This window comes from Bradyrhizobium sp. P2_E8 (assembly GCF_056403875.1).
In genome coordinates this window covers 1-4,168 of sequence record NZ_JBFUES010000705.1, presented here as the reverse complement: position 1 = coordinate 4,168, position 4,168 = coordinate 1, and the positions used below count along the sequence as shown (strand labels likewise).

Genomic DNA, 4,168 nt, shown 5'->3' with positions numbered 1-4,168 from the left:
CTTCATCCTCGGCCTGATCAAATGGGGCACCGGATTCCTCGCCAACGTTTCCGTGCTGCTCGGCATCGTCGCCGGCGCCGTACTCGCAACCATTCTGGGCGTGATGCATTTCGACAAGGTCACTGCCGCCTCCTGGGGCGCGCTGGTGATCCCCTTCCGCTTCGGCATGCCGCAATTTCATCTGGTGCCTGTTATCACCATGTGCGTCGTCATGATCGTCGTGATGATCGAGTCGCTCGGCATGTTCCTCGCGCTCGGCGACATCACCGGCAAGGCGGTCGACCGCGAAGCCCTGAGCCGGGGCCTGCGCGCTGACGGCGTCGGGACGCTGCTCGGCGGCATCTTCAACACCTTTCCCTACACCTCGTTCTCGCAGAATGTCGGCCTGGTCTCAGTCACCGGCGTGCGCTCGCGCTGGGTGACGGTGACGGGCGGCTGCATCATGCTCGGGCTTGGCCTGCTGCCGAAGCTCGCGGCGCTGGTCGAGGCGGTGCCGCTGGTCGTGCTCGGCGGCGCGGGCCTCGTGATGTTCGGCATGGTCGCGGCAACAGGCGCGCGCATCCTCACCTCGGTCGATTTCCGCACCAACCGCTACAATCTCTTCATCGTCGCGATCTCGATCGGCTTCGGCCTGATCCCGCTCGCCGCGCCCGGATTCTTTCGGAACCTGCCGCATGATCTCCAGCCGTTGCTGGAGTCCGGCATTCTGCTTTGTGCGGTGGTCTCGGTGCTGCTCAATGCTTTCTTCAACGGCTTGAGCGGTGGCGCTGCGGCCGAGACAGATGCAGCGGCAGCCGCATCATCGGCACAACATGTCTAGCTAGCTGCCGCGATAGGTCGCGTAGCTCCAGGGCGTGACCAGCAGCGGCACGTGGTAGTGGTTTTCCGGCTCGCTGATCGCAAAGCGCAGCGGGATCTCGTCGAGGAACGCCGGCTCTGACAGCGGCACGTTGCGCTCGGCGTAATATCTGGCGACGCGAAAGCGAAGCTCGTAGCGGCCGATCGGAAGCGGGCGCCCGCCGATCAGCGGCTGGTCGGTCCGCCCATCAGCATTGGTGACGGTGCGCGCGATGACGCGGCTCTCGCCGAGACTCGCGAGCTCGATCAGCTCCACGGGGATGCCGGGCGCAGGTTTGCCGGCGTGGTTGTCCAGCACATGCGTCGAGAGCCGGCCGTGCACCTTGAGCTTGTCGTCGGCGACGACGAGCTGATCGAGCCGCAGCGCCGAGATGCGGCCAATCTCCTCGATCGCACGTCGCGTCTCGGTCTTGGCAATATTGAGCAGCCGCGTCTCGAAGTCGCGCAGCACGGAATCCTTGGTGTGGCGGCGCACGCAGGCGATGTAGGGGAAGCCGAACTTTTCACGGTACGCATTGTTGACGCGCTCGAACGCGGCATATTCGGCGTCCGACAGCCGGTCGAGCCCGGCGCTGTTCTGCTCGTCGGTCGATTCCGCCGTGAGGCCCGCGGCGCGCTGGGTCTTGTTGGCGAGATCGGGATGCGCCCGGATCAGCGCCAGCTGCACGTCGGGTTCGGCGCTCTGGATCGCTGCCATCAGCGCGGTGTGCAACTGGTTGATGCCGGTGAATGGCCGCTGCCCGGCGAGCTTCTCCGCAATCCACGGCGAATATTCGACGACATTGGCGAGCGCCGCGATGAAGCCGGCTTTGTCAGCGGCGTTGAGATCGGCGAGCGGGATTTGCGACATCGTTGCTTACCCGATCTCGAATGCGTCGGCGGCCAGGTGCGCGTGCTTGTCGTGCCAATGCTGCGCGATCTGGAGCCGCGTCGGCACCCAGACGCGCTCGTGCTTGCCGATGTAATCCAGAAAGCGGATCAGCCCCGCGGCGCGACCGGGGCGGCCGGCGAGGCGGCAATGCAGCCCCACCGACATCATCTTCGGCGCGGCCTCGCCTTCGGCGTAGAGCACGTCGAAGGCGTCCTTCAGATAGGTGTAGAACTGCTCGCCTTCGGCAAAGCCCTGCGGGTTGATGAACCGCATGTCGTTGGCGTCCAACGTATAGGGGATGATGAGCTGCTTGCCCCCGGCGCCCTTGACCCAGTAGGGCAGATCGTCGGCATAGGAGTCGCAGAGATAGAGGAAGCCACCCTCCTCCATCAGGAGACGGTTGGTGTTGATCGAGGAGCGACCGGTGTACCAGCCGAGCGGCCGCGATCCGGTCGCCTCAAGGTGGACGCGGATCGACTCGGCGATCTCGGCGCGCTCCTGCGCCTCGGTCATGTCCTTGTGCTCGATCCATTTCAGGCTGTGGCTGGCGATGTCCCAGCCGGACTCCTTCATCGCGGCAACGATTTCCGGATTGCGCTTCAGCGCGGTGGCGACGCCGAACACGGTGGTCGGCCACTTCCGTTCGTTGAACATCCGCCACAGCCGCCAGAAGCCGGCGCGCGAGCCATATTCGAACATCGATTCGATATTGGCGTGGCGCTGGCCCGGCCAGGGCTGCGCGCCGAGCACGTCGGACAGGAAGGCTTCCGAGGCGCGGTCGCCGTGCAGGATGTTGTTCTCGCCGCCCTCCTCGAAATTGACGACGAACTGCACCGCAACCCGCGCGTTGCCCGGCCATTGCGGATGCGGCGGGTTGCGGCCGTAGCCGCGGAGATCGCGCGGGTAGCGGGTATCAGTCACTCAGACTTCCTCGAAGCGGATCGGCAGCGCGCCCTTCCACAGCACGCTCTTGCCCAGCGTCGCGAGATTCTCCAGCCCCGAGGTCACCGTGATGAAGTGATTGCCGGCGAGCTGGCCCATCTTGCTCGCGAAGCTCACGCCGCCATACGCCATCAGGATCTCGGTCTCGCTGATGCCGCCGGGATAGAGGATGATCTGGCCGGGCGCGGGATAGCTGGTGTGGTTCTCATAGCCGACGCCGAAATCGAGGTCGCCGAGCGGCATCCACACCGCCTCGCCGCTCCAGCGCACGTGGATGATGTGGCTTTCGAACGGCATGGCCTTGCGGAACGCGGCAACGGTCTTGGGCGCCGCTTGCTCCTCGAAGCGGGCATCGAAGGTGTAGTCGCCGGCACGGATAACGAGTTTGCTCATCTCATCTCTCTGGATCGGGGGCTAAAGGCCCCACGGGGAACTTTCAAGCAAAGAGCATTCCATCGGGCTTCGCGCAAGGGGCGCGACACCTCACCTGCGGTCGTAGGACCAGCCGAAAATGCCGCTCCGCCGCGTTTCCGGCTCGGGCTCGGCGACAGGCGGCGGCGCCTCCTTGAGTTCCGCCTGCGGCGGCGGTGGAGGCGGTGCGGGAAGGTTCTCGCATTTCATCGAGTAGACCAGCTTGCCGTCCGCGGTCCGCCCGATCGGCGCGCAGGGGTCCGGATGCGCCGCCGAACTCTTCGGAGTGGGCTTGACCTGCGCCGCAGCCGGCGCCGCGATCAGGAGAAGGACCAGCAGATATTTCGACATCGTTGTCGCCTGAAAACCAATTCGCCCCATTCAACCGGATTGCCGGGGGCAAGTCCATCGGGCCCGACCGGCCTATTGCCGAATATTTAGCCGGGACCAAAAAAATGGCTCGCCGCAACGTGAAGGTGGCGCCGCTGATATTCGCCAGGTCCCATCGCCATGTCAGCCGCGACGACGAACACATTTCTCACAGCCGGAGCGTCGTCACGGGAGAAACAACGATGCAAAAAACTTTCGCCATTCTCGGCGCCACGCTGATTGCCGCCGCCACCATCCAGACCGCCGCTGCGAGCGACCGCCACCACGGCCGCAAGGCACAACCGGCCCCCATCACCCAATCGGTGCGCGACTCCAACGCCGCGCTCTGGCCGTCGCAGCCAACTACGCCCGACTGGTCGCGCTACACCAACGGCGCCATGTCGGCACCGGCGGGACGGTAGAAGGTGGACGATCTCACTATCTCCATCACGGTCACCCCCGCACAACGCGGGGGTGACCGTGATGAATTGGGACTCGCCGCCTCCACATCGTCATTGCGAGCGGAGCGAAGCAATCCAGAGTCTTTCCACGGAGGGATGCTGGATTGCTTCCGCCTTCGCTAGAGCTTCGGGACAAGTCGCTTCGCTCGCAATGACGGAGTATGAGGCATCGACGTCGTCCTCCAAATACAACTGTCATTCCCAGCCTTGTGCGCACTGGGGCGGGGAATCCAGTACGCCGCAGCTTCTCGATTCA

General features: G+C 64.7%; 6 protein-coding genes. 2 read left to right on the top strand and 4 right to left on the bottom strand.

The genetic code is table 11. The features are described from left to right. On the top strand, positions 1-820 hold an 820-nt coding region (locus AC1D00_RS29980; protein ID WP_477013154.1), incomplete at its 5' end, for a solute carrier family 23 protein. On the opposite strand, the gene uraD is transcribed toward AC1D00_RS29980, so the two are convergent. The 4 genes from uraD to AC1D00_RS29960 form a co-directional block, all read right to left on the bottom strand. After that, complete coding sequence (uraD, locus tag AC1D00_RS29975; RefSeq protein ID WP_477013153.1) at positions 821-1,708, bottom strand: 2-oxo-4-hydroxy-4-carboxy-5-ureidoimidazoline decarboxylase; 888 nt, start codon at positions 1,706-1,708, stop codon at positions 821-823. Between the two features lie 6 nt (positions 1,709-1,714). Next, complete coding sequence (gene puuE, locus AC1D00_RS29970; RefSeq protein WP_477013152.1) at positions 1,715-2,650, bottom strand: allantoinase PuuE; 936 nt, start codon at positions 2,648-2,650, stop codon at positions 1,715-1,717. Further along, positions 2,651-3,064 carry a DUF3830 family protein gene (locus tag AC1D00_RS29965; RefSeq protein WP_008134648.1) on the bottom strand — a complete coding sequence of 138 codons (414 nt, stop codon included), beginning with the start codon at positions 3,062-3,064 and terminating at the stop codon, positions 2,651-2,653. Between the two features lie 90 nt (positions 3,065-3,154). Further along, entirely contained in the window at positions 3,155-3,433 is a 279-nt protein-coding gene (locus AC1D00_RS29960) for a hypothetical protein (RefSeq protein ID WP_477013151.1), read from the bottom strand. A 221-nt stretch (positions 3,434-3,654) separates the two neighbouring features. Here AC1D00_RS29960 and AC1D00_RS29955 point away from each other — a divergent pair, with 221 nt between their 5' ends. Next, complete coding sequence (locus AC1D00_RS29955; protein WP_167771173.1) at positions 3,655-3,873, top strand: hypothetical protein; 219 nt, start codon at positions 3,655-3,657, stop codon at positions 3,871-3,873. Positions 3,874-4,168 lie beyond the last annotated feature (295 nt).

What these genes read in the sequence shown, in the direction of transcription:
- AC1D00_RS29965 (WP_008134648.1), bottom strand. Translation starts at nt 3,064, where the DNA reads ATGAGCAAACTCGTTATCCGTGCCGGCGACTACACCTTCGATGCCCGC.
- uraD (WP_477013153.1), bottom strand. Translation starts at nt 1,708, where the DNA reads ATGTCGCAAATCCCGCTCGCCGATCTCAACGCCGCTGACAAAGCCGGC.
- AC1D00_RS29955 (WP_167771173.1), top strand. Translation starts at nt 3,655, where the DNA reads ATGCAAAAAACTTTCGCCATTCTCGGCGCCACGCTGATTGCCGCCGCC.
- AC1D00_RS29960 (WP_477013151.1), bottom strand. Translation starts at nt 3,433, where the DNA reads ATGTCGAAATATCTGCTGGTCCTTCTCCTGATCGCGGCGCCGGCTGCG.